Source organism: Phycisphaerae bacterium, assembly GCA_012729815.1.
GTDB lineage: Bacteria > Planctomycetota > Phycisphaerae > JAAYCJ01 > JAAYCJ01 > JAAYCJ01.
The window spans coordinates 1-22,659 of sequence record JAAYCJ010000127.1 but is presented as its reverse complement, the minus strand read 5'-3'; the positions used below and the strand labels follow the sequence as shown (position 1 = coordinate 22,659).

The following is a 22,659-nucleotide window of genomic DNA, read 5'->3' as shown; positions in this document are numbered from 1 at the left end:
GTGGACCGTCCGGAGCACCAGCCGGAGGTCATGCGGGCTGGGCGGGTCCAGGGGGTGATTCTGGTCGGCTCCTACCCCGAAGAGGTGGTGGAACGGCTTGCCGAGAGTTTCACCTGTGTGGGTCTCGCGCATCATCATCCGGGACTGCCCGTGGACTGCATCGGTCCGGACAACACCGATGGGATTGCCGCGATGATTCGTCATCTTCACGGTCTGGGCCATCGGTCGATCGGGTACGTTGACGCGAACATCGAGACGTCGGTTTGCCGGGAGAGGCTGCGGGGTTATGTGGCGGGGTTGTTCGAGGCGGGCCTTTCGCGGCGCGACGAGCTGGTGATTCGTCCCAAGGAGTATGGCTTCGCGCGCGATGCGGATCTCGAAGTGCTGCGCGGATGGATTGACGGCGGCGTCACGGCTGTGGTCTGCACGAACGACACGACGGCGTTTATGGTATACCGCTGGCTTCGGCGAAACGGGTACCGTTGTCCGGAGCAGGTCTCGATCACCGGTTTCGACGGGATGACGGCGCCGGATGATATTGCGCCGCTGACGACAATTCGGGTGCGTTTTGAGGATGAAGGGCGTCTGGCTGTGGAGCGGCTGGTCGCTCGATTAAAGGACCCGACCCAGGCGGCGATGCGGGTGACGGTCGAAACGCAACTGATCGAGGGCCGGACGGTGCGACGGCTGTAGTCTTTCGCGACGAACAGGAGCTGAACCATGTTCGGATCAACGCGGCGTTCGCAGCGGAGATCAGCGGCCGATGGTTTCACCCTGATTGAGCTGCTGGTGGTCGTTGCGATCATTGCCGTGCTCGTGGCGATCCTGCTGCCCGCGCTGCAGGAGGCCCGCCATCAGGCCAAGCTCATGGTCTGCGGGAGCCAGGCGAGGCAGTGGGGCGTCGCCCTGGTCGCGTACGCGTCGGACAGCAGCGACTTCTTTCCGTGCACCGGGCGGCTGCCGAGCTGGTGGTGGTGGCCGGTGGAGTTGGGCAACGCTGACGCCTCGGAATACGGCGGGTTCTTCTCGAACGCCGGTCCGTTCGTCGATCTGGTCTACCCGACGTACATGAAGGCCGAGTCTTTATTCTACTGTCCGCTGGAGGTCTATCGGTCGCGGGCTCGCGCGTGGCCTCCGTGGAAGGAAAGTCTGGGCATCAGCTACGCGTATCTGGGCAGTTACGGTCTCGATCCGGACCGATCGGTACACGCTGTACGAGTCAAGACGCTAAGCGACCCGACGAGCGCGATCATGACGGATCAGCAGGGCTGGTCACCGCAGCTCGGCTGGTACTGGAACCACGACGGTCAGGTGCAGGGCGGGTTCAGCCTGATCCAGTCGACGGTGAACGTGCTGCACACCGATGGGCATGTGGTTCTTCTTCCGGTGCATCCGTACTGGTATCCGTATAACGCGGCGTCGGTGCCGGGTCTCTGAGCAGGAGTTGTCGATGCATGGTTTCAGACATGGCGGTTCGCTCTGCGCGCTTGTGGGTCTTGTTTGTGTGGTCGGGTGTGCCGCGGCGTGGGCGCAGACGACCACGCAGGAGGGTTTGGCCGGTGCTGTAGAGCAACTGTCGGGTCTGGCCGAGAAGCTTGAGACCGAGGGCCGGCTTGATCCCTACGGCCGGATGCGCGTCGCTCTCGCGGCCCGGTTCATGGACTATTTTAAAGAGGACGCCGAGAAGCACCCGGATACGCTGGGGGCCTACGCGGCCAGAGACCTCGCCCGAATCGTCGCCGAAGAATCCGGTCGGCTCAAGGCCATTGAGAATGGCAGGGCGGCGCCCGTGGATTCGCCGCGCCGGGTCGCCTCAGAGCTGCCTCGAATCGTTCGCGAGCATCTGGCCCAGAAGGTGCAGTGGTCCGACGGCCGCCAGGAGGATCGGCCGGTCTTCCTGTTCGGCTTCGGCCATGACACGCACGTGCAGAACGACATAGAGCTCCTGGCCCAAATGGGGATCAACTATTGCCAGGCCCAGCTCTGGTGGCCGGGAATCGTCCCAGCCGAGGGCCAGTGGAACCAAGCGTGGATCGACAACATGCGCCGGTCCATCGGCCGCGCGGGCGAACTGGGTGTTTTGACCGACGTGATCGTCTCGCCCCACTACATGCCCGGTTGGGCTTTCGAAGCCAATCCCCGCTGGCGAATCCAACTGGGCGGGTTTCTCGGCTGGCCGATCAACGACCCAAAGCCGCGGGCTCTGATGGCCGGGTGGATCGAACGCGCAGTTCGGGAGTTGGCCGACACCAAGGCCTTCTGGTCGGCCTGCCTCATCAACGAACCGAGTTTCTTCTTCTGGACCGCCGATCCGGACACCAAGCGGCTGTGGCGAAGCTTCCTGATCAGCCGGCACGGAACCGTCGAGAAGCTCAACGAGCGGTGGGGCACGGAGTACAAGGACTGGAGCGAAACGTCCGTCTACTCCAATCCCAACGAGGACAATTACATCGACCCGCCGGGCTCCTACGACTGGATGCGATTCAACGACGAGCGGATCGCGAGTTTTATCGAATGGCTGGGTGAGCGCGTCCACGCCGCGGCGCCGGACAAGCTGACCCACGCCAAGTTGCTGACCCGCTCGTTCAGGCCCTACGACGTGATGCAGGGCATCGACCCGGAACTGATCCAGCGGACCGCCGACTTGGCCGGAACCGACGACGGCGCGGGCCCGAGCTATTTTCTGTTCAAGAGCATCGCCGCCAAACCGCTCGTCAATAGCGAGCACCACTTCCTCGGCGACGGCTCGACCAACGACCAACCGCAAGGCAAGGTGCGCCGTGACCTCTGGCTCGCCGCCCTCTATGGCCTGGACGCCTCGATCGCGTGGATTTGGGGAAGGGACAGCCGCGAGTACTTCGTCGGCAACTGGAGCTATCGGCCGGGCCCGACCGAAGAGTACCTGCGTACGGGTCTGGATCTGATGCGCCTCATGCCCGAAATCGTCGCACTGCGCGAAGCTCCGGTCCGCGCAACCATCCTCTATTCGCGGACGTCGGTCCTGCGCGATTCGGATCACGCCGATCTGTTGACCCGGACGGCCTCAGCCCTCCTCGAGATGAACATCCCATTCGGCATCGTTACCGAGCAGATGCTCTCCGCCGGCCAGGTGCAGAAGCGACATCCCAGCGCGTCGGTCCTGATCCTGCCCGGCGTCGCGCACCTTCCGCAGGACGCGATGGACGCCCTGCCGTGGGTCCAGCGGGCGGGAAAGTCGCTGATCACCATCGGCCCCGATTTCGCGAAGTTCGATGCCTACCATCATCCGCGCAAGGACGTCTCCATCTCCCCGCTCAACGTCGCCGACCCCAACGCACCAGCCTTTACCGATCGCCTGCGCAACGCGCTGCAGCAGCGGGAAGTCACATCACCAATCCGCTTCGTGGATCCCGAAACGCAAAAAAACCTCAGTGGTGTCATCGTCCGAACTGCACCGATAAAAAGGGGACATTCTACTTTTTCGAAAAGAGAAAAAGTAGAATGTCCCCTTTTCCTGGTCACCGCTGTGAACGTGACCGACCGGCCGGTTCGTGGGGTTTGGACCGATCATGAAGGGACGGTTCTGACCTTTGAAGATCAGTTGAACCTTCAGCCGGGTGAACCCGTCACGGCAGTGAGGCTTGCGGAGCGCGGGGTCATCTTTGGGTTGTTGGCTGGGAGCCCGTGGGCTGTTTCCTCCGGCGAGTGACTCATCGACGGTCAGCGGAACCAGGCATACCGGAAGACGTTGGCCTTTCGGATCGCTGACTCGTGAGCCCCTGATCCGTCGACGGACCCAGTGCATTGAACATCAATGCGTTTTTCCAGTGGATACGCACTCTGGTCTCGCTTATCCTACGGCCCGAAATCCGATGGAACTCATGATCCGTCCCTGATTTACCGGTGCTTTACTTGTGAGTCGTTCGGAAAAGGAAGTACCTCATGCCAACCGGACAACTGCCTGGCCTTGCCCATGTGACGCTTGAGAACAACTGGATTCGCCGGTCGTGGTGCATCGTGGACGGTCTGGCGACGACGGAGTATGCGATCCGGCCGCGGGAAGGGGGGCCGTGGCTGGAGGCGATGCACTGGCATCCGTGGTGGCCGCTCGACGGTCTGGTGGCGGTGGACGGGGTGGATCTGCCGATTTCGCGGACGGTCGATCCGCCGGAGGAGGGGATGATCCGCGGCGTGTTCGCGGTCCGCGACGTCAGGCGGTGGACGGGTGACGGTTCGCATGGCGTTGACTTTGTCCTTGCGCCGGGTGAGGGGCTACCTCGCGTCGAGGTGACGCTGCACGCCGAGCTGATCGGCGATCAGCCGCTGATGCGGACGTGGCTGACCGCCGTCAACGTTTCGGACGGGCCGCTGCGGATCACGCGAACGGCGCTCGAGGCGGTGTATCCGAACCGGCTGGAAATGGAGGTCATGTGGTCCGGGTTCGATACGGAGTGTTTGGTCGACAATGACCAGCGGTTTCCGGCGAGGGCGATCCCGCGGACGGTGCGATACGAGCAGCCGCTTGGCCCGGGCCAATCGTGCGAGAGCTTCCGGCTGATGACCGCGGTCTGCCCGTCCGATCGGCAGTGGCGCACCGCGGCGCGGCATGATCTGGTCCACGCTTTCGCTCCGCACACGTGTCGGCCGAAGATCCTCCAGCAGGCGGACGGATGGGCCGACCTCGACGAACTGCGGGCGAGCATCGACGAGGCGGCGGCGGTGGGGGTTGAGGTGGTTCTGCTGTTCGTGGCTGAGGGGTGGAGTTACGGCGATCTGGAACTGAGTCCCAAGCTGTTTCCTCGCGGCGAGCAGGACGTCCGTGAACTCTGCCGGTACGCGGAGCAGCGGGGCGTCGAGATCGGTTTCTACGTCGGCGAGTGCATCGCCACGCCGGACAGCCGGATCGTCCAGGAGCATCCGGATTGGCAGTTTCTGGGGATCGAGGGCCGGCGATACAGTCCGGGCTCGATCGGCAACATGTGTCTCTCTTCGCCGTGGGGTGAGCATTTTCGGCGGAAGATCGACTGGCTGCTGGGACTGGGCGTCCGGGCGCTGCAGACCGACGGGCCGCCGTATTCGCAAGTGTGTTTCGAGGCGTCGCACGGACATGGATCGCCGGAGACGGCATGCCTTGAGAACTGGGCGTGGGAGCAGCGGTTCAACCGCCAGATGGCCGAGCGCGGCGTGTTCGTTCAGAGCCCGACCGTCGCCTCGCGACTGTTCGACGGGGTGGGCCAGATCCCCGGCGGGTATACCGAGGATGACATGTCGGTGCTGAAGGGTCTGGATCAGATCACCCAGTTTCGGGCCAATCTGGTCGCGGCCAACGACCAACTGCCGCCCTCGTGCCGGTGGGGGTTCATGTCGGTTGGGACGATGTACGGCGGAGGCCGACCGTCGATGGTGGGCGATCCGGAACACGAATTGGACCGGCTTGAGCATGCCCTGGCGACCCACCTTGGGCTGGGGTTTACCGGCTGTCTGCACGGCAAGCACCTGTACAGCGGGCCCAAGAGCCGGGCGGTGGTGGAACGCTGGATCGGTTTTTATCGGACGTACCGGCGGCTGCTGACCGCCCGGACGGTGACGTTGGGCACCCCGGACTGTCGCGGTATCGACGGGGTCATGCACTGCCACCCACACGACAATCCTTGCGCGGTCGCGGTATTGTTCAACCCATCGGACCGGCCGCAATGCGCGCGATTCCTGCTGCCGCTGGAGCTGGCGGGTTGGCGGGAAGGACGAAAGGCGACGGTGAGGGCTGAAGACTGCGGAGAGGCCGGGCCACTGGAGATTGACGATCGGGGTTGCGGGCTACTGGAAGTGCATTTAGGCCCACGGCAGGTAAGTTGGCGGGAAGTGAACTGGACGTAGGGTCTCAGTGCGAAACTGCCGGTTTGGAGGTTGCACCGCTGACCGGCGGTGGCGATGATAAGGGAGAAAACGGGAACTGCCGCGTTGCGGCTGGAAGGAGGACCGTCATGCCCGTACTGAGCGCGTTTGCCGATGAGATATCGCCGGAACTGGATGAACAGCTCGACGTTCTGGGCGAGTGCGGGATTCGCTGGATCGACCTTCGCGGGGCCTGGGGAGCCAATGTGATGGAGTTGACCGACCAGCAGGTCGGCCGCATCCAGGGCACGCTCAAGGACCGCGGGTTCGCCATCGCAGCCATCGGGTCGCCGATCGGCAAGAGCGCGATCGACAAGGAAATGAAACTCGAGTTGGAACGGCTCAAGCGAGGGGCGGAGTTGGCCGAGGCGTTCGACGCCAAGTACATCCGCGTGTTTTCGTACTATCCGCCGGAGGGCCAGTCGATCGCGACCTACGGCCAGGAGGTGCTCGGGCGGATGGCCGGCTGGGTCGAATGGATCGCAGCGAACCATCCGAACCTCGTCCTGGTCCACGAGAACGAGTACGGCATCTACGGCGATCTGCCGGAGCGGTGCGAGCAGATCATGGCCCGGCTTTACGGCCCGCACATGATCAACTGCTACGATCCGGCCAACTTCGTCCACAGCGGCGTGACCGACGTGTTCGAGAACTGCTGGATGCCGCTCAAGAAGTACACCAAGTGCTTCCACCTGAAGGACTACAAACGGGGCGAGCATGTGGTGCCGTGCGGCGAGGGCGACGGCGAGGTCGAAAAGACGCTGGCCGACGCGTGGAAGGACGGGTTCGACGGGTTCATGACCATGGAGCCGCACCTGACCAAGGCGGGCCAGTTCGCCGGGTTCACCGGCCCGGACCGCTTCAAAGCGGCCGTCCAGGCGGTCAAGGACATCTGCAAGCGGAACGGCATCCCGCTCAGGTAGGGCGGTGCCGGATCGCAGGCGTCCCGGCTCTACGTGTGCGTCTCGAAGTCGAGTTCGAGTTTTTTGACCAGGTCTTTGATCTTCTGGGCCTGGTCCTTGGCGCAGATGAGGGTAGCATCCGGCGTGTGGACGACGATCACGTCGCGGACGCCGATCGTGGCGATCAGGTGGTCGTCGTCGGAACTGACCACGACGTTGTCGTTGCTGTCGATGGGCACCAGCTTATTGGCCAGGGCGGCGGTACCGAAGCCGTCGGTGCCGGTCACGTTGCGCAGCTCGACCCAGCTTCCCACGTCGGCCCACCGGCAGTCCATCTCGACGACCAGAACCTTCTGGGCTTTCTCCATCACGGCGTAGTCGATGCTGATCTTGTCGAGTGGTTCGTAGACCTCAGCCGCCTTGATGGGCCATTCGGGCCGGCCGAAGGATCTGGCCAGATCCACCAGCCGCTCGGTATTCTGCGGCAGATGCCGGTGAAGCTGGTCCATGATGGTTTTGGCCTTCCAGACGAACATGCCCGAGTTCCAGTAGTGCTCGCCATCGGCCAGATACCGCTGGGCCGTCGCCGGATCGGGCTTTTCCTTGAAGGCCCGGACCTCAAAGGTTGGAACGTCGCCGTCATCGAGCTTCGGGCCGCGATGGATGTAGCCGAGACCCGGGTGGGCCCAGGTCGGCTTGATTCCGAACGTGCCGAGGTAGTCCGGATGGCGCTCAACCCGCGCCATTGCGGTTTCGATGACCTTCTGGAAGCGGTCCACCGGTTCGATGATGTGGTCGGCCGTCACCACGGCGATCGTGCCCTGCGGGTCTCGCTGCGAGATCACCGCACAGGCCAGAGCGATCGCATTGGCGGTGTCGCGCGGGACCGGTTCGCCGATCAGATTGGCCTCCGGCAGTTCCGGAAGCTCGGTGCGGATGGCCTCCAGATGGTCGGCGCCGGCAATCACGTAGATGTGCTCGCCGTCGAACGTGCCGGTCAGCCGTTCGAGGCTTGTCCGCAGCAGCGAGCGTCCTTCGGGCCCGAACGGCAGAAGCTGCTTGGGTCGCGACTTGCGGCTCATCGGCCACAGCCGCGTGCCGGGACCGCCCGCCATGATCACCGCGTATTTCGACATGGAGTCCTCCCGTGGACAATTCGTGTTCCCACGAGGGCATTCTAGCGGAGCGGCTATGGGCGGGCAACCGTCAATTGGCTGGGTGAGGAGACTTGTCCAGCAGGCCAAGGGCGTCGAGGGCCTTTTCGGCGGCGTACTGCTCGGCTTCCTTCTTGCTCGTGCCCCAGGCCGAATCGAACCGCCGATCGGAGAGCCGCACGCAGATCTCGAAGCACTTGCTGTGGTCCGGTCCCTTTTCGTCGAGGACCTCGTAGATCGGAGTTACTTCCATTTCCCGCTGGGCATACTGCTGGAGTTGCGACTTGTAGTTCTGGTGCATCTTGGACTTGGTGACCTCGTCGATTACCGGACGGATCAGCCGGAGCACCAGGGACTTGACCGTCTCGAAATCGCTGTCAAGGTATACGGCGGCAATGAGGGATTCGAAGACCGCCGCCAGAAGCGAGGTCGGCAGGCCGCTGCGCCCGATCATGCCCTTGCCAAGAAAAATCAGGTCCTCCAGCCCGGCGGCCTTGCTCAGGTGGGCGCATATCCGCCGCGAGACCACCGCCGATTTGACCTTGGTCAGGTCGCCCTCCAGGGCCTCGGGAAACTGGGTGTACAGCTCGTCGCAGACGATCAGGGCGAGGACCGCATCGCCCAGAAACTCAAGGCGCTCATTGCTTTCCACGCGGGAATTGGCGCTCGAGGCGTGGGTCAAGGCGGCCCGCAAGAGCTGCTGATCCTTGAATTTGTAGCCGATCGCCTCCTCACAGCGTTCCAGTGCGTCGGAAGGCGATACACCATTGAGCGTGTTCACGTCGAGATTACCCATTAACTATCATCAGAGATGGCAAACGATAAAATTAATCAATAACCAATTACAGGCATTTGTAAAACGTCCTGTACGATTATACGCACCAGATGTTCATCTGACAAATAGATCGACAGATGAGGGCGGGCGATTAAGCGGCTTATTCGGGTTTCAGCGGCCGATACGGCCGGCCAGATCGCGGAGAATCTCGACCCCGCGGGCCAGTTCCTCTTCGCGACGGGCGTAGCTGATCCGGAAGTGGGTGTCGTGCTCGCTGAAGACCTTTCCCGGGATGACCAGGACGTTACGCTCCAGGGCCATCTCGACGAATTTGGCGGCCGGCTGGATGGGGGCCTTCGGGAAGATGTAGAACCCGCCGCCGGGACGAACGACCTCGAAGTGGTCCTTGAGGCCTTCGTAGACCAGGTCGCGGCGTCTGGCGTACTGTTGCCGGATCGGTTCCAGGTCGAACTGGTCCATGGCCATGGTCGCCTTCTGGGCGAACGACGGGGCGCAGACGAAGGTGTATTGCTGGAGCTTGGTCATCTGCTCCAGGATCTGGCGGGGACCGGTGGCGTAGCCGACCCGCCATCCGGTCAGGGCCAGGCTCTTGGAGAAACCATCGAGCAGGATCGACCGGTGGGGGATCATCTTGACGATGCTGGCCGGCGGCTGGTCATACCACAGGCAGCGATAGATCTCATCCGAGACGACCAGGAGGTTGTGCTTTTCGGCCAGTTCGGCCAGTTGCCGGAGTTCACCCTCGCCGTAGACGCAGCCGGTGGGGTTGCATGGGGAGTTCAGCAGGATGACCTTGGTCCGGTCATTGATCGCGTCGGCGATCCGATCCAAAGGCAGCGAGAAGTCGTCGTAGCTGCTGAGGATGACGCTCTTGCCGCCGGCCAGGGTGACCAGGTGCTTGTACATGACGAAGAAGGGATCGACGATGATGACCTCGTCGCCGGGGCCGACCGTGGCCAACAGGGCCAGCAGAAGGCCGCCGCTGACACCGGAGGTGATCATGACGGCTTCGGGATCGACGCCGATCCGCTCGCGGACCATGCCGGCGACCTTGTCCCGTAGCGGCTGAATGCCCTGGGTGACGGTGTAGGCGTTGAAGTCGGCCCCGATAGCCTCGACCGCGGCCTGCTTGATCACGTCCGGGACGGGAAAGTCGGGTTGGCCGATGGACAGGTCCACCAGCTCGACCCCGTCCCGCCGGCGCTGCTCGGCCAGTTCGAAGACTTTGCGGATGCCGGAGGCGTCAATGTCGCGGCAGCGGGAGGCAATGGGCAAACTGGTCATGGTCGTATCCCTCGCTCACAAGGCGCTAGAGAATCGGCCGCCGTGGAAGCGGCGGCCGGCTCAGAGGTAAAATCGAAAACGGACGGGCTTACTTGCCCTTCTTGGCGCCTGCGGCGGCGGGGGCAGCAGCGGGCGCGGCGGTCTCTTCAGCGGCCTTTTCTGCAGCGGCTTTGGCCTTGCCCGCCTTGGCCCGCCGAACGCGGACCTTGGGGAGCCCGAAAACGGTCTTCTCCTCGCCCCAGCGTTCCTCTTCCTTCAACACCACCAGGCGCTCCGCGCGGGTCAGAACATTGCGGGAACGCACCAGCGCCGATCTCGACTTCAGTGACCTGTCCAATGACATCGAAAGCTACTCCTGATTGTCCGGCCCGAAGGCTCAGTTAAACAGACTGCCTTTTTTCGCGTAACACGTTTCAAAGTCGGCGTCGCCGCCCGGCGTCCTGGCGTATTGCCGGCCGTAGACCTTGATCGCCTGCTGGAAACGATCGAACTGGTCGCGTTCGGTCGGGAAGTTAAATCCCTTCACGCTGACCAGCTCGAAGAACCGTCCCTGGCCCTCGATCGTGGTCTCCACGCCTTTTTCCGTGAGGAACCTTTGAGCCCGCAGGGCCGACTCCTCGGTCGGAAATCTTTGTATTATAAGGTAATTGAGGGCAGGATTTCTAGCCTTTTTTTCGCCGGAATCGGCCTCGATGGGGGCGGTGCGGGCGGGAGGCGTCGCCGCCGCCGGCTCGACCCGGGCCTGCTGGGCGTTCCGAGGCACCGGAGGCAGGGCCTGAAGGACGTCCTCCTGCGGGTCGCGGTCGGCGATCTCATTGATTTGGGCCTGCGATCGCTCGGCCGTCTCGTCCTGATCGGTGCCGCTGCGTCCAGCCAGGTATCCGATGAAGAAGACCAGCAGCGCCAGGACCACCGCGCCGACGACGGTGGGCGTATTCAACGATATCCGCCGCACTTCGGAGGGACCGCGATCATAGGGTGTCGGGTCGGCGACGGGCGGCGGCGGGGCCTCGCCGGTTTCCGAGGGCGGTTCGACCGGCACGGGCGCGGGTTGCGCAGGCTGCTCGGTGCCGTACCGTTTGGCCCGAAGCCGCTGCCAGAAGCCCTGAGGCTCGGGCTGGGGCTGGTCGCCGGGGTCTTTCATGAGTTCGAACAGGAGTTCTTTCTTGCCCATGTCCGTCGTCCTGACTACGGAGGTGTTGTGTGGCCGATCCGTCCGGTCCGGCGGCGGCTGGACGTCTTTCGGAACGTCCCTAAGGCACAACCGCCGCTTGTACATAACTTTACGTGAAACGCTCCGATTGTCAAGGCACAGTCCGGAAAAGCGGTGGAGGCATCCGTTGTGGTCGAACGCCGGATGGGTATCATAAGTGTTTGCTGCCGGCATATTTGTATACCGCTGATGCCGCTGCCGGTGTCTCAGGCCGGTCCGTGGTCGGTTGCGGTGGCCACAACCTGAAAGGTGCGGCTCAGCTTTCCTGGCTGATGACCACGAGTTGTTCGGCGTCATCCACCAGGCCGGAACTGTCGGTGACGGTCAGCGTGGCGGTAAAGGTCCCTCCGCGGCCGTAGACGTGCGTGGTTTGAGGAACCGCGCCGCTGGTGACCGCGGCCCCGTCGCCGAAGCTCCACTGATACTCGACGATCTGGCCATCGGGATCTTCGCTGGTGGTGGCGTCAAAGGTGACGGTCTGGCCGACGACGCCGTCGGGAGGCACGACGGTGAAGCGGGCAATGGGCGGAATGCCAGCCGGGGAGACGGCGACTTCGCGGGTGATGGAATTGGTCCGGCCGAACTCGTCGGTGACGGTGAGTTGCACGTTGAAGCGGCCCTGCTGGCGGAAGGTGTGGTCGGTGACGGCTTGGTCGGTGTCGACGATCTCGCTTCCATCGCCGAAGTTCCAGGCGAAGGTGGAAATCCGGCTGGTGGCGATGGTGTCGTTGGCGTCGAAGCGGACCGCCTGGTTGACGACGGGACTGGCCGGGGTGAAGGTGAAGTCGGCTTGAAGGGGCGGCTCCTCCTGGACGTTGACGGAGACCGCATCAGCGGCGACGGCTCCGACGGCGTCGGTGACCTCCGCTTCGAAGGTGTAGGTGCCCACTTCGCTGAGGGTCACGCTGGGGTTGGCCTGATTGCTATTGGCGATGGTGACAACGGGTCCGCCGGTCTGGGTCCAGGCGAAGGTGAACGGCTGCTGTCCTCCGGTGACGTCACCGGTCAGATCGACGGTCTCTCCGATGCCCACGACGTCGGGCTCAGCCGTCGCGGTGATCTGGAGTTCTTCGGGCGGCGCGGCGCCGGTGACCTGCAGGGCGATCGAGTCGCTGACCGTGTTGCCGGTCGCCTCGTCGGTGGCCTGGACGGTGACGGTGACGGTGCCTGGGGCGGTGCCGGTCAGGCCGGTGGTCGCGGAGGTCGGGTCGGTAATCACACCGGGACCGTTGGCGGTCCATGCGTAGGTGACGTTGCCTTCGGCCCCGGTGACGTTGGCGGCCAACTGGACGGTCTGGTTGACCTGAAGCTGACCGCCTCCGCTGATCGAGACGTTAAAGCCCATCGGAGCCGGGCATCCGGACAGGACGATCGCAAACGACGCGAGTACGGACAGGCCGGCAAGGCGGACACAACGGCGGGTCCAGGCGGTCATGACAATCCCCCCTCTGATGCAGATGTTGGCGGCGCAAATCCCCCGTCTGCGCACAATCTGAATCTACCCGCCCGTCGCGAGCGGGTCAAGGGCGTTTGGATCGCGAGCCCGCCTAGCGAATGACCTCGAACGTCTGCTGCGCCTCATCGGTCAGGCCGGAACTGTCGGTGACGGTGAGGGTGGCGGTGAACTCGCCCGTGCGCCCGTAGATGTGGGTCGTCGATGAAACGTTGCCGGTGCTGATGGAGGCGCCGTCACCGAAGTCCCAGTGGTAGTTGACGATCGGGCCGTCGGGATCCTCGCTGGCGCTGCCGTTGAAGGTAGCGGCCTGGCCGAGCTTGGGCGATGAGGGGGTGACGGTCAGTCGGGCGGTGGGGCCGACGTCAACGGCTTGAACCTCAACGTCGTGCGAAATCTCGTCGGTATCGCCGTCGCTGTTGCGGACGGTGAGGGTGACGTGGTACGTGCCGCCCACCAGGAAGGTGTGTTCGGTGACGGGCTCCGAGACGCTGGCCGGGAGGGTGCCGTCGTCGAAGTCCCAGGTGTAGGTGGTCAGGGTTCCTTCGGCGGTGTTGCTCTGTCCGGCGTCGAAGGTGACGCTCTGGCCGGGCACCGGGCTGTCGGGCGAGAACGTGAAGGCGGCTTCGATGACGGCCACGACGAGCACGTCGACTTCGGCTTCCCCTTCGGCCCCATCGGTTTCGACGGCGACGTTGAAGGTGTACTCGCCGGGTTCGTCAAAGGTGACGGAGGCCTCATCGGTATCGGCGTCGTCGATGGTCACGTCGGGTCCGTCGGTCTGGGTCCAGAGGTACTCGAAGGTTCCCGTGGCGTCGACGACCTGCGCGGTGAGGGTGACGGTGTCGCCGACGACGGCTTGGTTGGGGTCGGCGGAGGCCAGGACGGCCAGTTCATCCGGTGGAGGCGGGACGACCTGGACGGTGGCGACGTCGGTGTCGGTCTCGCCGGAAGTCTGGTCGGTGGCGGTGACGTTGACGGTGACCAGACCCTCACCGGTGCCCGTCAACTCCGTGACGGCGGAGTTGGGATCGGAAAGCTCAGCCGACCCCTCGACGGTCCACTGGAAGGTGACGGTCCCTTCGGCTCCGGTGGCGGTGGCGGTCAGTTCGATCGTCTTGCCGATCTCGACTTTGGTCAGGCCGGTGATGACGACGTTCAGGCCGGCTGGGGGGAAGATGCCGGGATCGCAACCGTGCAGGCCCAGGCCGACGGCCATGATCGCCACTATAGAAACTAGAGAGCCCGGACGTGGTGAAAAGGAAATCACGGAGAGCCGCGTGGTTTGCATCGTTCAGCCTTTCCGTCAAGGTTGCTGCAGGTAGGTGTCTTCGGGCCTAAATCATAACTTTATCTGTCAAGTGCCGGTGGGTCAAGGACTTTTGAGCCTGCGGTGGTGCGGTGGGGCGGCTGGGGGGCGATTGTGTCAGTCACGGCGGGCCGGCCCGTGTCATAATGTCAGCACGTCGGCGCCGGTGGGGCGGTCGGGCAGATAAGCCGCCCAAAGACGAGTCTGTAACTCTTGTGTAGACGGGATGTTAAAAAAAGAAGCGGATGATTGTGTCGCTGGTGGTCAGGCTTGGTACGACTTTTGCACGAAGGTTGGTTTACGTTACGGTACATACAGACATCGGTCCGGGCCCGGGAGCGGGTCGGACGGGTTGGTCCCAGGTTATTAAGGAGAATAAGTCGATGGCAGCAAAGCAGTTAGCTTTCGAAGTGGAGGCCCGTCAAGCCCTGCTGGCCGGGGTGGAGAAGCTGGCTCGGGCGGTCAAGAGCACGCTGGGCCCACAGGGACAGACGGCGGTGATCGATCGTGGGTGGGGCGCTCCGAAGGTGACCAAGGACGGGGTGACGGTGGCCGAGGAGATCGAGCTGAGCAACAAGTTTGAGAATATGGGGGCCAAGCTGGTCAAGGAGGCGGCGAGCAAGACCAGCGACGTGGCGGGCGACGGCACGACCACGGCGACGATCCTGGCTGAGGCCCTGTTCCGCGAGGGCTTCAAGATGGTGACGGCCGGGGCGGACGCGATGAGCCTGCGACGGGGCATGGAGAAGGCGGCCAAGGCGATCGTCGATGAGATCCGCAAGATGGCCAAGCCGGTCAAGGGCGACGCCGAGATCGAGCAGGTGGCGACCATCGCAGCCAACAACGATCCGACGGTGGGCAAGCAGCTTGCCGAGGCGATGCGCAAGGTCGGACGCGAGGGCGTGATCACGGTCGAGGAAGGCAAGAGCCTCGAGACTTACGTGGACGTGGTCGAGGGCATGCAGTTCGACCGCGGCTACCTCTCGCCCCACTTCGTGACCGACGAGGACACGATGACCTGCACGTTCGAAAAGCCGATGATCTTGGTCTACGAAGACAAGATTTCGGCGATTACCAAGCTGGTGCCGCTGCTGGAGAAGGTGGCCCAGTCGAAAAAGCCGCTGATGATTATCGCCGAGGACATCGAGGGCGAGGCCCTGGCCACGCTGGTGGTCAATAAGCTGCGCGGCATCATCAACGTCTGCGCGGTCAAAGCGCCCGGCTACGGCGACCGCCGCAAGGCCATGCTGCAGGACATCGCGATCCTGACCGACGCCAAGCCGATCTTCAAGGATCTGGGCATCGAGCTGGACAGCGTGACCCTCCAGGATCTCGGCACGGCCAAGAAGGTCGTGGTTGACAACGAGAACACGACAATTGTCGAAGGGGCCGGCTCGACCGACGCGATCAAGGGACGGATCGCCCAGATCGACCGCGAGATCGAGGCGACCACCAGCGACTACGATCGCGAGAAGCTTCAGGAACGCAAGGCCAAGCTGGCCGGCGGGATCGCCCAGATCAACGTCGGCGCGGCCACCGAGGTCGAGTTGAAGGAGGCCAAGGCGCGGATCGAGGACGCGCTGCACGCGACCCGGGCGGCGATCGAGGAAGGCATTCTGCCGGGCGGCGGCGTGGCCCTGCTCCGTGCGGCCAAGGCGCTGGACTCGGTGAAGGCCGACGGCGACGAGGCTTTGGCGGTCGAGATCGTCCGCAAGGCCCTGGTGACGCCGCTCAAGCAGATCGCGGAGAACGCGGGCGTGGACGGCGGCGTGGTGATGCGGAAGGTCATGAACGAGAAGAAGGTCTCGTTCGGCTACAACGCCCTGACCGAGAAGTTCGAGGACTTGCTGGAAAGCGGCGTAATCGACCCGGCCAAGGTGACCCGGACGGCCCTGCAGAACGCGGTGTCGGTGGCGACGCTGCTGCTGACCACCGACTGCGCGGTGGCTGAGAAGCCCAAGAAGGAATCCGAAGGCCCGTCGCCCGAAGACATGGAAGAGATGGGCGGTATGGGCGGCGGCATGGGCATGGGCGGAATGGGCGGTATGGGTATGGGAGGCATGGGCGGCATGATGTAATGCCCCAGCCTTTTTGTCGGACACCGTAATCAAGGCTTGGAATATCAGAAAAACTGGAGGATAGACCATGGCGAAGATCAGGCCTTTGGACGATCGCATTCTGGTGAAACAGTCGGAAGCGGAAGAGAAGACGGCGGGCGGGATCGTGCTGCCGGACACCGCGAAGGAAAAGCCGCAGCAGGGCACGGTGGTGGCGGCGGGCCCGGGCAAGACCCTCAAGGACGGCGCGCGCGGTCCGATGGAAGTCAAGCCGGGCGACAAGATCTACTACGGCAAGTATGCCGGCACCGACGTGGAGATCGACGGGCAGAAGTACGTGATCCTTCGCGAGTCGGACGTCCTGGGCGTCGTGGAATGACCAGATAAGGAGAGCAGTCAATGGCAAAGCAGATGAAATTCAGTCAGGAAGCGCACGCCGCGGTCGCCAAGGGCGTTTCGAAGCTGGCGTCGGCGGTGAAGGTGACCATGGGGCCGACGGGCCGGAACGTGGTGCTTCAGAAGAGCTTCGGCTCGCCGCGGATCACCAAGGACGGCGTGACGGTCAGCAAAGAGATCGAGCTGCCGGACCCGTTCGAGAACATGGGGGCCAAGATGGTCAACGAGGCGGCGTCGAAGACGTCGGACGTCGCGGGCGACGGGACGACGACGGCGACGGTGCTGGCCGAGGCGATCTACCTTGAGGGCCTCAAGATGGTGACCGCCGGCGCGAACCCGATGCTGATCAAGCGCGGGATCGACAAGGCGGTGGCGGCCGCGGTCGAGGCGATCCAGGCCCAGTCGACGAAGGTCAAGGGCGAGGCGATCAAGCAGGTGGCGACGATCTCAGCCAACAACGACGCGGAGACCGGCGGCCTGATCGCCCAGGCGATCGACAAGGTCGGGACCGAAGGCGTGATCACCGTCGAGGAAGGCAAGTCGATGGAGACCGAGCTGACGGTGGTCGAGGGCATGCAGTTCGACCGCGGGTTCATCTCGCCGTACTTCATGACCAACCCGAACACGCTGGAGGCGATCCTCGAGGACGCGTACATCCTGATCCACGAGAAGAAGATATCCAACGTCCGCGAGCTGGTGCCGCTGCTGGAGAAGATCGTCGGGGTCGGCAAGCCGCTGCTGCTGATCGCTGAGGACGTCGAGAGCGAGGCGCTGGCGGCCCTGGTGGTCAACAAGCTTCGCGGCGTGCTGAACGTCTGCGCGGTCAAGGCGCCGGGATTCGGCGACCGCCGCAAGGCCATGCTGGGCGACATCGCGACGCTCACCGGCGGCCAGATGATCAGCGAAGACCTCGGGATCAAGCTGGAGAACGTCGAGCTCTCGCAGCTCGGCCAGGCCCGGCGGGTCGTGGTGGACAAGGACAACACGACGGTCATCGAGGGCGCGGGCAAGAAGTCGGAGATCAAGGCCCGGGCCGAACAGATCCGCTTCCAGATCGAGAAGACCACCAGCGACTACGACCGCGAGAAGCTCCAGGAGCGTCTGGCGAAGCTGACCGGCGGCGTGGCGGTGATCAAAGCCGGCGCGGCGACCGAGACCGAGATGAAGGAGAAGAAGGACCTGATCGAGGACGCCGTGCACGCGACTCGGGCCGCGGTCGAGGAAGGCATCGTGCCCGGCGGCGGCGTGGCGTTCATTCGGGCGGTCGAGGCGGTCCGCAAACTCCGCGACAAGGTCGGCGGTGACGAGAAGTTCGGCTGCGACATCGTCATCAAGGCCCTGGAGGCCCCGGCGCGTCAGATCGCGGAGAACGCGGGCGTCGACGGTTCGGTGGTCGTGGAGGACATCCGCGAGAAGTCGGCCAAGACCGGATACAACGCGTTGACCGGCGAGTACGTGGACATGGTCAAGGCGGGGATTATCGACCCGGCGAAGGTGACCCGGTCGGCCCTGCAGAACGCAGCGTCGGTGGCCTCCGTGCTGCTGACCACCAACGTGACGGTGACGGAGCTGAAGGACAACAAAAAGGCCGTTGCCGGAAGCGTGAGCTAACCCTATAATCTAAAGTTTCGGGGCGGCTTGATGCCGGTTCGGTGTCCGCCGCCCCGATCTTTTGATGTGGCTTGGGCTCTTTACACGCGTTGGAAACGACATGCCGGTGGCATCGAAGCGAGACTATTACGAGGTCCTGGGCGTCTCGCGAGAGGCGAGCCAGGAGGAGATCAAGAAGGCCTGGCGTCAGGCGGCGCTGAAGTATCACCCGGACCGGAACAAGGACGCCGACGCCGAGGTCAAGTTCAAGGAGGCGGCCGAGGCCTACGAGGTGCTCTCGGACGCCCAGAAGCGGCGGACCTACGACGCCTACGGGCATGAGGGTCTGCGCGGAGCGGGGGTCAACGTCCACGACTTCCGGTCGATGGACCTGCGGGACATCTTCGACATGTTCGGGCTGGGCGACCTGTTCGGCATGGGCGGAGGCGGCCGGCGGTCGGGATACGGCAGCGACCTTCAGACCGAGATTCATGTGAACCTGGGCGAGGTGGCTGCGGGCATCGACAAGGAGATCGAGTTTCAGCGGGAGGAGTTCTGTCCGCGGTGCGGCGGCAATGGCGCCGAGCCGGGCACCGAGGTCAAGACCTGCCCGACCTGCGGCGGTTACGGCCGGGTCGAGCAGGCGACCGGGTTCGGGTTCTTCGTGAGCCGCGTGGTCAGCGAGTGCCCGCGCTGTCACGGCCGGGGCAAGCTGGTCACCGCCAACTGCAAGGAGTGCCGCGGGACGGGCAGGACCCTGCAGTCGCGCAAGTTGACGGTGTCGGTGCCGGCGGGCATTCAGGACGGCCAGGTGCTGCGTCTTCGGGGCGAGGGCGAGCCGGGCTCGTCGGGCCATCGGGGCGATCTGCACTGCGTGGTGCGGGTCGATCCTCACCCGCTGTTCGTCCGGCAGGGGAGCGAGTTGATCCTCGACCTGCCGATCAGCTTCACGCAGGCCGCCCTGGGCGACCGGGTGGATATCCCGACGCTCTTCGAGCCGGTGACGGTCGAGATCGACGCCGGTTCCCAACCGGACCAGTTGATCCGGCTCCGAGGCCACGGACTGCCCAGCCTGCGGAGCAAGCGCAAGGGCGACCTGATCGTTCGTCTGGTCATCGAGGTGCCGCGGCACCTGACCAAACGCCAGGAGGAGTTGCTTCGGGAATTCGCGGGCACCGAGCAGCGCAAGAACGCGATGCCGAAGTCCGAGAGTTTCTGGGAAAAGATCAAATCGTATCTGGGAACCAAGTAACCCAAGGAAAGAGAAACAGCACGGTATTGAGCCATGGCAGACGCGAATGAGGAAAAGAATCAGCAGAGCCAGTCGCCGGACCCGGAGGTCGACGCCCAGCGCGAAGACGTCCCGGCGGAGCGGGATCCTGAATCCCTCGTTCGGTTGTGCGACGAGCTGAAGCAGGAACGGGACCAGTTCCAGGACCGCTATCAGCGGGCCCTGGCTGACCTGCAGAACTACCAGCGCCGGTCGGCCAGGGAACGCCAGGACCTGGTCGAGCGGACCAAGGTGGACACCATCGAGCAGTTCCTGTTCCCGGTGATCGACGACCTGGATCGGGCGATCCAGGCGGGGGCGGAGCACGGATACGACGAGCAGGACGCCCTGTACGCGGGGCTGACGATGGTGCACCGCCGGATGCTCGAACTGCTTCGGCAGTACGGGATCGAGCCGATCGAGGCGGTGGGCCAACCGTTTGACCCGCTGTATCACGAGGCGCTAATGCACCAGCCGACCGATGAGTATCCCGAGAACACGGTGGTCCAGGTGGTCAACCGGGGCTATATCGCGGATGGCAAGACGATCCGTCCGGCCCGGGTGGTGGTCGCCAAACGCCCGGCGGATTCAGAGACGCAGCCGCAGTGATGAGGCGAGGAGAAGCAGATGCCAACGTACGACTATCGGTGTGAGGCCTGCCAGCACAAGTTCGAGGAGTTCCAGAGCATCACCGCTCCTCCGATCCGCCGGTGCCCGGTCTGCGGGAAGAACAAGGTTCGCCGGCTGATCGGGACCGGAGGCGGATTGATCTTCAAAGGCTCGGGCTTCTACGCCACCGACTATCGCAGCGACAGCTACAAGTCGGGCGCCAGGAGCGAAACGTCCAGTTCGAGTTCGGGCAAGACCGACAGCGGGTCGGGTTCGAAATCCTCGGGCGATGGCGGGTCGAGCGCCAAGTCGTCGGGTGCCTCGCCGTCCACCAGCGACTAAACGGTTCTGATCGCGCAGCTTCTGATGCAGGTTCGTTCTGGACCGGTGTCTGGGCCGCCCCCGATTCCTGCGCCCGGTTGGTTCCTCCTGTTGCAATTGGCCCGCCGCTTCGCTACACTTCCGCCCAATTGTCATTGAATGCGGCAGAAACTCCGGAATTGAGGATACTACCATGGCGGAATTTCGGGCGATCGTGGTTGGGGCCGGCGGAATCTCAGAGGCGTGGTTTCCTCCGCTGAAGGCTGAAAGCGTCGACGTGGCGGCGGTGGTCGACCTGAACAAGGCAGCGGCCGAGAGGCGGATCGCCCAGTTCGGTCTGGCCGCCCAGGCCAGCGACAATCTGGCCCGGACGCTGCGGCGAACCCAGGCGGATTTCCTGGTCGATCTGACCATTCCCGAAGCCCATTGCCGGGTGACCTGCGCGGCCCTGAAGGCCGGACTGCACGTGATCGGCGAGAAACCGATGGCCGCGACGATGGCCGAGGCGAGGCGAATGGTCCAGGCCAGCCGCGACGCGGGCAAGCTGTACATGGTCAGCCAGTCGCGGCGGTGGGACTTCAACAACGACACGATGGCCCAGACCGTCGCCGCCGGCAAGCTGGGCCCGCTGACCACGATCAACTGCGATTTCTTCAAGGCGGTGCACTTCGGCGGTTTCCGCGAGGCCATGCCCAGCCCGCTGATCCTCGACATGTCGATCCACCACTTCGACATGGCGCGGATGATCAGCGGCAAGGATCCGGTGTCGGTCTACGCCGAGGAGTTCAACCCGGCCGGCTCGTGGTACAAGGGCGACGTGGCGGCCAACTGCATCTTCGAGATGAGCGACGGCGTGCGGTTCACGTACCGCGGGTCGTGGTGCGCCGAGGGGTGCCACACGAGCTGGCACGGCCACTGGCGGGTCATCGGGCAGCGCGGCACGATGCTCTTCGAGAACGACCAACTGCCGTACGGGCAGGTGCTGGTCGGCCCGACGAGCGTGGCCACGGAACTGACCGACCTGGAGGTGACGCGCTCACCGGTCGAGCACACCTCGATGCACGGGGCCCTGCGCGAGATGCTGCGCTTTCTGCGCACGGGCGAACGGCCGCAGACCGAGTGCGAGGATAACATCAAGAGCCTGGCCATGGTCTTCGCCGCGATGGAAAGCTCGCGCAAGCGCCGCCGCGTACCGGTCAAGGTGTGGTGACAAGAGGCGGCCAGGATACGCCGGCTTGCTGATCGTGACCCGGTGAACGGGGGACGGTCCCTGGCACGCTGCCGCCACAGTTGCCGGCGTCTGAGCCGCTGTCCGCCGCCAGTACCGAACCGCCTGCGATTTTTCCCCGTTTTTCCGCTTGCGCGGCGCGTGCGCGCGGGGTCTATATCGCACATGAACGGCCCGGTCGAGACGGTCCAGATCGTGGATTACGGCCGAGGCCTGACGCTGAACCTGACGCCTGAGTTGAAAAAGGCGTACGTTCTGGAGCAGGTGGACCGCCCGGATACTCCGATCCCTCCCATTCCATTCGAAGCCCTGGAGGCCATAACTCGAGCGAAGGGCGAATACATCGGTTTTCAGGAGATCGACGGCACGGCGGCTGAGGGGTTTCGCGTGGTCGACCAGACCCAGACCACTACCGTCTGGGCCGATGCTTCGACCGCGATGCCCGTACGGATCGAGATCATCTCCGAAGGGGGGCAAGGCGTCGGCGGCACGACGGTCAAGTCCGTCTGGACCTTCACCGACTTTGTCTGGAACGAGGAATACGAAGCGAGCCTGTTCAGCGTCGAGCCGCCGGAAGGCTACGAAGTGACACGTGAACAGATATCGGCGGCCCTGCCGGATGAAAAAGACTTGCTCGAGGCCCTGCGGCTATGGACGGATGAGTTGGACGGAGCATTTCCCGATGAGTTGACGCGAGAGGCCGCTCCAAGTTTCGGGTTCCAGCACAGCGGCCAGGCCTCGGTCAGCTTGGGTTCGGGCCAGGGCGAGCGTATCGGCTCGGGCTCATCGTCGCATGCATCCCCCGAAGAGTCCAAGGCGATGCTGGAGAAGCGGATGCGGGTGGATAGAGGTCTGTTGCTCGTGGAGTACCTGATCGCCACCAACCGCGACTGGCACTACGCCGGAGCCGGCGCCCGCGTGGACGAGAGCCGGACGCCGGTCTGCTGGTGGAAGGTCGAAGACGGACGCGACTACCATGTCGTCTATGGTGACCTCTCCACAGAAATCGTGTCGCCCGATCAGTTGCCGTCGTACGAGGGGGCAAATGCCTCTGAGTAATATTCATGTGCCGGAGGAAAGCAGCCGGATCGCAGTCCCCGCCTTCGCGGGGACTTGCTTTGCGCGGGAATGGGATCGTGGGCGTGTCATTCCGGATTCTCGGCGGGTGGTCGGAAATTCCTTGCCTTGATGGGGGGCTATGCGTTC

Annotated in this window: 20 protein-coding genes; 13 read left to right on the top strand and 7 right to left on the bottom strand. The window is 64.0% G+C overall.

The annotated features are described in order from the left end of the window. The 5 genes from GXY33_08805 to GXY33_08785 all read left to right on the top strand — a co-directional run. Positions 1 to 693 (top strand): LacI family transcriptional regulator (locus tag GXY33_08805; GenBank protein NLX05230.1); only part of this gene is annotated, 693 nt, incomplete at its 5' end. 27 nt (positions 694 to 720) lie between these two features. Beyond that, positions 721 to 1,437 carry a prepilin-type N-terminal cleavage/methylation domain-containing protein gene (locus GXY33_08800; protein ID NLX05229.1) on the top strand — a complete coding sequence of 239 codons (717 nt, stop codon included), beginning with the start codon at positions 721 to 723 and terminating at the stop codon, positions 1,435 to 1,437. 13 nt (positions 1,438 to 1,450) lie between these two features. After that, on the top strand, positions 1,451 to 3,688 hold the full coding sequence (locus GXY33_08795) for a hypothetical protein (GenBank protein ID NLX05228.1): 2,238 nt from the start codon (positions 1,451 to 1,453) through the stop codon (positions 3,686 to 3,688). A 233-nt stretch (positions 3,689 to 3,921) separates the two neighbouring features. Further along, the gene (locus GXY33_08790; protein NLX05227.1) at positions 3,922 to 5,853 is read left to right on the top strand and encodes a hypothetical protein; all 1,932 of its coding nucleotides are present in this window, start codon (positions 3,922 to 3,924) and stop codon (positions 5,851 to 5,853) included. 107 nt (positions 5,854 to 5,960) lie between these two features. Next, positions 5,961 to 6,794 carry a TIM barrel protein gene (locus GXY33_08785; protein NLX05226.1) on the top strand — a complete coding sequence of 278 codons (834 nt, stop codon included), beginning with the start codon at positions 5,961 to 5,963 and terminating at the stop codon, positions 6,792 to 6,794. A 29-nt stretch (positions 6,795 to 6,823) separates the two neighbouring features. Here GXY33_08785 and GXY33_08780 read toward each other — a convergent pair whose 3' ends face one another. The 7 genes from GXY33_08780 to GXY33_08750 all read right to left on the bottom strand — a co-directional run bounded on the left by GXY33_08780 (position 6,824) and on the right by GXY33_08750 (position 13,892). Further along, positions 6,824 to 7,909, bottom strand: a complete 1,086-nt coding sequence (locus tag GXY33_08780; GenBank protein ID NLX05225.1) for an NTP transferase domain-containing protein — start codon at positions 7,907 to 7,909, stop codon at positions 6,824 to 6,826. Positions 7,910 to 7,979: 70 nt separating this feature from the next. Beyond that, on the bottom strand, positions 7,980 to 8,723 hold the full coding sequence (gene rnc, locus GXY33_08775) for a ribonuclease III (GenBank protein ID NLX05224.1): 744 nt from the start codon (positions 8,721 to 8,723) through the stop codon (positions 7,980 to 7,982). Between the two features lie 150 nt (positions 8,724 to 8,873). Next, a complete protein-coding gene (locus tag GXY33_08770) occupies positions 8,874 to 10,007 on the bottom strand; it encodes an aminotransferase class I/II-fold pyridoxal phosphate-dependent enzyme (GenBank protein NLX05223.1) in 1,134 nt (377 codons plus the stop codon). A gap of 88 nt (positions 10,008 to 10,095) precedes the next feature. Next, on the bottom strand, positions 10,096 to 10,350 hold the full coding sequence (locus tag GXY33_08765; protein ID NLX05222.1) for a small basic protein: 255 nt from the start codon (positions 10,348 to 10,350) through the stop codon (positions 10,096 to 10,098). Positions 10,351 to 10,383: 33 nt separating this feature from the next. Continuing rightward, the gene (locus GXY33_08760) at positions 10,384 to 11,181 is read right to left on the bottom strand and encodes a hypothetical protein (protein ID NLX05221.1); all 798 of its coding nucleotides are present in this window, start codon (positions 11,179 to 11,181) and stop codon (positions 10,384 to 10,386) included. Between the two features lie 295 nt (positions 11,182 to 11,476). After that, positions 11,477 to 12,655 (bottom strand): PKD domain-containing protein, encoded by a 1,179-nt coding sequence (locus GXY33_08755; protein ID NLX05220.1) that lies wholly within the window; start codon positions 12,653 to 12,655, stop codon positions 11,477 to 11,479. 112 nt (positions 12,656 to 12,767) lie between these two features. Continuing rightward, positions 12,768 to 13,892: a PKD domain-containing protein gene (locus tag GXY33_08750; GenBank protein ID NLX05219.1), complete on the bottom strand. Its 1,125-nt coding sequence runs from the start codon at positions 13,890 to 13,892 to the stop codon at positions 12,768 to 12,770. A 473-nt stretch (positions 13,893 to 14,365) separates the two neighbouring features. Between GXY33_08750 and groL (GXY33_08745) the strand changes: the two genes are divergently transcribed. The 8 genes from groL (GXY33_08745) to GXY33_08710 all read left to right on the top strand — a co-directional run bounded on the left by groL (GXY33_08745) (position 14,366) and on the right by GXY33_08710 (position 22,512). Further along, positions 14,366 to 16,060: a chaperonin GroEL gene (gene groL / locus GXY33_08745; GenBank protein ID NLX05218.1), complete on the top strand. Its 1,695-nt coding sequence runs from the start codon at positions 14,366 to 14,368 to the stop codon at positions 16,058 to 16,060. A gap of 67 nt (positions 16,061 to 16,127) precedes the next feature. Further along, the gene (locus GXY33_08740) at positions 16,128 to 16,418 is read left to right on the top strand and encodes a co-chaperone GroES (protein ID NLX05217.1); all 291 of its coding nucleotides are present in this window, start codon (positions 16,128 to 16,130) and stop codon (positions 16,416 to 16,418) included. Positions 16,419 to 16,438: 20 nt separating this feature from the next. Beyond that, positions 16,439 to 18,046, top strand: a complete 1,608-nt coding sequence (groL, locus tag GXY33_08735) for a chaperonin GroEL (protein NLX05216.1) — start codon at positions 16,439 to 16,441, stop codon at positions 18,044 to 18,046. A 100-nt stretch (positions 18,047 to 18,146) separates the two neighbouring features. Next, on the top strand, positions 18,147 to 19,277 hold the full coding sequence (dnaJ, locus tag GXY33_08730) for a molecular chaperone DnaJ (GenBank protein NLX05215.1): 1,131 nt from the start codon (positions 18,147 to 18,149) through the stop codon (positions 19,275 to 19,277). Positions 19,278 to 19,310: 33 nt separating this feature from the next. Next, entirely contained in the window at positions 19,311 to 19,904 is a 594-nt protein-coding gene (locus GXY33_08725) for a nucleotide exchange factor GrpE (protein ID NLX05214.1), read from the top strand. A gap of 18 nt (positions 19,905 to 19,922) precedes the next feature. After that, positions 19,923 to 20,246 (top strand): zinc ribbon domain-containing protein, encoded by a 324-nt coding sequence (locus GXY33_08720; protein ID NLX05213.1) that lies wholly within the window; start codon positions 19,923 to 19,925, stop codon positions 20,244 to 20,246. A 172-nt stretch (positions 20,247 to 20,418) separates the two neighbouring features. Further along, positions 20,419 to 21,435, top strand: a complete 1,017-nt coding sequence (locus GXY33_08715; GenBank protein NLX05212.1) for a Gfo/Idh/MocA family oxidoreductase — start codon at positions 20,419 to 20,421, stop codon at positions 21,433 to 21,435. A gap of 183 nt (positions 21,436 to 21,618) precedes the next feature. Then, positions 21,619 to 22,512 (top strand): hypothetical protein, encoded by an 894-nt coding sequence (locus GXY33_08710; protein ID NLX05211.1) that lies wholly within the window; start codon positions 21,619 to 21,621, stop codon positions 22,510 to 22,512. The last annotated feature ends 147 nt before the right edge of the window (positions 22,513 to 22,659 follow it).

What these genes read in the sequence shown, in the direction of transcription:
- GXY33_08785 (NLX05226.1), top strand. Translation starts at nt 5,961, where the DNA reads ATGCCCGTACTGAGCGCGTTTGCCGATGAGATATCGCCGGAACTGGAT.
- GXY33_08795 (NLX05228.1), top strand. Translation starts at nt 1,451, where the DNA reads ATGCATGGTTTCAGACATGGCGGTTCGCTCTGCGCGCTTGTGGGTCTT.
- GXY33_08780 (NLX05225.1), bottom strand. Translation starts at nt 7,909, where the DNA reads ATGTCGAAATACGCGGTGATCATGGCGGGCGGTCCCGGCACGCGGCTG.
- GXY33_08800 (NLX05229.1), top strand. Translation starts at nt 721, where the DNA reads ATGTTCGGATCAACGCGGCGTTCGCAGCGGAGATCAGCGGCCGATGGT.
- GXY33_08720 (NLX05213.1), top strand. Translation starts at nt 19,923, where the DNA reads ATGCCAACGTACGACTATCGGTGTGAGGCCTGCCAGCACAAGTTCGAG.
- groL (NLX05216.1), top strand. Translation starts at nt 16,439, where the DNA reads ATGGCAAAGCAGATGAAATTCAGTCAGGAAGCGCACGCCGCGGTCGCC.
- GXY33_08710 (NLX05211.1), top strand. Translation starts at nt 21,619, where the DNA reads ATGAACGGCCCGGTCGAGACGGTCCAGATCGTGGATTACGGCCGAGGC.
- rnc (NLX05224.1), bottom strand. Translation starts at nt 8,723, where the DNA reads ATGGGTAATCTCGACGTGAACACGCTCAATGGTGTATCGCCTTCCGAC.
- GXY33_08770 (NLX05223.1), bottom strand. Translation starts at nt 10,007, where the DNA reads ATGACCAGTTTGCCCATTGCCTCCCGCTGCCGCGACATTGACGCCTCC.
- dnaJ (NLX05215.1), top strand. Translation starts at nt 18,147, where the DNA reads ATGCCGGTGGCATCGAAGCGAGACTATTACGAGGTCCTGGGCGTCTCG.
- GXY33_08725 (NLX05214.1), top strand. Translation starts at nt 19,311, where the DNA reads ATGGCAGACGCGAATGAGGAAAAGAATCAGCAGAGCCAGTCGCCGGAC.
- GXY33_08765 (NLX05222.1), bottom strand. Translation starts at nt 10,350, where the DNA reads ATGTCATTGGACAGGTCACTGAAGTCGAGATCGGCGCTGGTGCGTTCC.
- GXY33_08715 (NLX05212.1), top strand. Translation starts at nt 20,419, where the DNA reads ATGGCGGAATTTCGGGCGATCGTGGTTGGGGCCGGCGGAATCTCAGAG.
- groL (NLX05218.1), top strand. Translation starts at nt 14,366, where the DNA reads ATGGCAGCAAAGCAGTTAGCTTTCGAAGTGGAGGCCCGTCAAGCCCTG.
- GXY33_08740 (NLX05217.1), top strand. Translation starts at nt 16,128, where the DNA reads ATGGCGAAGATCAGGCCTTTGGACGATCGCATTCTGGTGAAACAGTCG.
- GXY33_08750 (NLX05219.1), bottom strand. Translation starts at nt 13,892, where the DNA reads ATGGCCGTCGGCCTGGGCCTGCACGGTTGCGATCCCGGCATCTTCCCC.
- GXY33_08755 (NLX05220.1), bottom strand. Translation starts at nt 12,655, where the DNA reads ATGACCGCCTGGACCCGCCGTTGTGTCCGCCTTGCCGGCCTGTCCGTA.
- GXY33_08790 (NLX05227.1), top strand. Translation starts at nt 3,922, where the DNA reads ATGCCAACCGGACAACTGCCTGGCCTTGCCCATGTGACGCTTGAGAAC.
- GXY33_08760 (NLX05221.1), bottom strand. Translation starts at nt 11,181, where the DNA reads ATGGGCAAGAAAGAACTCCTGTTCGAACTCATGAAAGACCCCGGCGAC.